Annotated in this window: 2 protein-coding genes, 1 tRNA gene and 1 pseudogene; 2 read left to right on the top strand and 2 right to left on the bottom strand. The window is 30.6% G+C overall.

Annotated features, from left to right (window positions below; translation table 11 throughout):
• Positions 1–138 (top strand): annotated as a pseudogene (locus tag ED2_RS16195) (N-acetylmuramoyl-L-alanine amidase); the annotation flags it as partial.
• 42 nt (positions 139–180) lie between these two features.
• Here ED2_RS16195 and ED2_RS14400 read toward each other — a convergent pair.
• Positions 181–1,152, bottom strand: coding sequence for an Abi family protein (locus tag ED2_RS14400; protein ID WP_016176588.1), 972 nt, complete (start codon positions 1,150–1,152; stop codon positions 181–183).
• 534 nt (positions 1,153–1,686) lie between these two features.
• On the opposite strand from ED2_RS14400, the gene ED2_RS14395 reads away from it, so the two are divergent.
• Positions 1,687–1,760, top strand: a tRNA-Ile gene (locus tag ED2_RS14395).
• Positions 1,761–2,272: 512 nt separating this feature from the next.
• On the opposite strand, the gene ED2_RS14390 is transcribed toward ED2_RS14395, so the two are convergent.
• The gene (locus ED2_RS14390) at positions 2,273–2,575 is read right to left on the bottom strand and encodes a DUF5960 family protein (protein ID WP_025481473.1); all 303 of its coding nucleotides are present in this window, start codon (positions 2,573–2,575) and stop codon (positions 2,273–2,275) included.
• Positions 2,576–2,665: the final 90 nt, after the last annotated feature.

Below are 2,665 nucleotides of genomic sequence, written 5' to 3'. Positions count from 1 at the left end.
ACGTTCAACATGCGTAATTTCTCTAACAAGAAAGTATACGTTATGATGCGTGCAACTAATGATCCAGAAGGAAACACTAAAGGCGGTGCGCAAGATTTCCATGACAAACGCTGGTATTTAAATATTCCGAAACGATAAAAAATAGCCCCTCGTTGAGGGGCGGTACATAATTATATTCAGCTATAAAGATTTTTTGTGTTTATCCTTATATTTTCTGTGTTTTTTTATATTTTTCTTTGGAAATAATTGATCTATTGATTTTGAACTGCTAAATCCTAGTTGAAGTGCAAGTATCTCACTTGACGCAATAGTATTTATAGGGGCGTAAATTTTACTATAATTATATCCAGGGTTAACAGACTTCATCAATTGTTTCAATACACATAAAACTACTGCAATTCTATTTGTATATTTACTATTGGCTTTATCAAATTTATATAATATTTGTTTCCAATCATTATGTATGATTGGTGTAGTATGCAGTTTAATATCGATAATATTCGAATTATGCGCACAAACATTTCTAACAAATTTTAAACATTTCAACCATGAAATTAGTTCTGTAGGCGTGCATCCATAAAAATCAGCTAATCTTTTTTGATTATTATTTGACATTAAATCTACTAGATGAATTGCATCACCAAAGGTTAACACGTCGACCGCAAGCCAAATTGATGGGAACTTTTCAGGGTTTAAATTTGTTGGCTTTGTTATTTCTGGATTTGAAGAATTTGAAATTTTAGATCTAAGTCTTTTTTTGAAATCTTTTTGTCTATCACTTAAATAGTATTTACAATATTCATCTCTGTTACACCAAGATGGAAATTTAAGATATTCAAAAGGTCCTAACCTACCTAAAACATAAGCTATATTAGTTTTAAATGAAACTTCTACTTCTTCAATACAATGAAGTAAATATACACGAAGATTTTTATCTTGGTAATATCTACTTACTACTTGATCAAAGTTTGTTCCTTCATAATTAATTTCACCATCTATTACACGGGACAAAGGTCTTGCTACTTCTTTAAACCTATAATAACCTAGTTGATTAAGCATTCTTTTTGCATTCTCAATATTAGTGACAGTCATGCCTCTTGATTTAAAAAGCTCGACTTGCTCACCATAAGAAAGAGGGATTGGAATTTTCATCAATTTCACACTCCTACATAATAAAAAACCCCCACCACAGAACGTATCTGCCCAAAAGGGAGTGAGGGTATCGGCATATTCAATAACATTATATCATAACTTTAGATAATGTACAGCGATTTAAAAAGAAATATGAACTATGCTCGCATAACCATATGCGCTTAACTTAAATCTTATGAGGCATATAAAAGACCTCAACCAACCATACTTGGATGAGGTCTTTTTTCATTTTTTCTGAAAAATCTAAGCAAATAATAGACTAAAAAATAACTATGTGAGATAATAAACATAGAAAAAAGCTTCAGATACTCTCTCACCCTAGAGTCTTTCCCCAAAAAGACAAGTATCTGAAGCTTTTTTCTTTTTATAACTCGGAAATAATATCATAAAATAATATATTTTACAAACAAAAATAAACTGGTTTTTTTCTAGTGATTGTGTAATAATAAATTAGCCATCACAACAAAGAATGAAACCCATTATTATCTAGTCTATCTCCATTCTTTTTGTTAGCAGGAGTTGTGGTGGCTTTCCGTACTCTTAGCTCAGTTGGTTAGAGCAGACGGCTCATAACCGTCCGGTCGTAGGTTCGAGTCCTACAGGGTATATTAACGTAGCCATTTAAATCGTTCTGTGTTAGAATTTTTTGAAGAGTATTATACAAGCTAAAGCTTTTCTTCATTGCCACTCAAATGAGTGGCTTTTTTATGTATTCTTTTATGGATTAATGAAAGGATGTTTCACATAGTTATACTTCTGTATATTTGAAAAGTTTTACTTTGATTTTTAAATAGAAAGACATTTGGGTTAAATTGTGAGATAATAATAAAGAAGAGTTTAAAGCGCACCCCAAACCACTTCCCCATAAGTGTGTTACGCTTTAAACTCTTTTATATTTGAAGCTATTAAAAAGCATACCATATTTTTGAAAAAAAAGTGAGAAAAAAGGCTTACAATTGGAGTGGTAGTTAATTAGTGACTTATTTTTGATTTTATAGCACTGATACTATAAAATATAGATATCATCATATTACACAATCTTAATACTAACTTAAAAATTTCTCCTTTTATAAGTATGGTGATAAAATCCGTTCTGGGCTACCTTTTTAGGTAGCCTACTTTAATCTTTGTATCTTTCTGGATCAACAAAAGTATACTTTACATAGTCAAATCGTTTATGTTTTGCTCTAACATCTGGAACATTTGTCACTACATCAAACAAAAAGTATACATCCTTCTTCATTCTCGTTTTCGCAGCAGGAATTTTAAAGTAGTTCTTATTAGAATAATGGAGATTGACTAGTAGGCTAGTTTCAATTGCTAAAAAGAAAACTTCTGAATCCCATACTTTATAAAAATCTTTGATAAATCTATTCGAAGGATCAAATTTAAACCATAATTGTGTCTTTCCTTCTATTAAAATATCTTGGTTATACGCATCTTCTTTGAAATTTAAGGTAATTGATATGTATCCCGACCAAATATTAGGGTTGTTAGAAATTAAAGACTGGAA

The organism is Enterococcus durans NBRC 100479 = LMG 10746 (genome assembly GCF_001544215.1).
Taxonomy (GTDB): domain Bacteria; phylum Bacillota; class Bacilli; order Lactobacillales; family Enterococcaceae; genus Enterococcus_B; species Enterococcus_B durans.
Note: the sequence above shows the minus strand (reverse complement) of the source record. Positions and strands in the feature narration are given on the sequence as shown.

What these genes read in the sequence shown, in the direction of transcription:
- ED2_RS14400 (WP_016176588.1), bottom strand. Translation starts at nt 1,152, where the DNA reads ATGAAAATTCCAATCCCTCTTTCTTATGGTGAGCAAGTCGAGCTTTTT.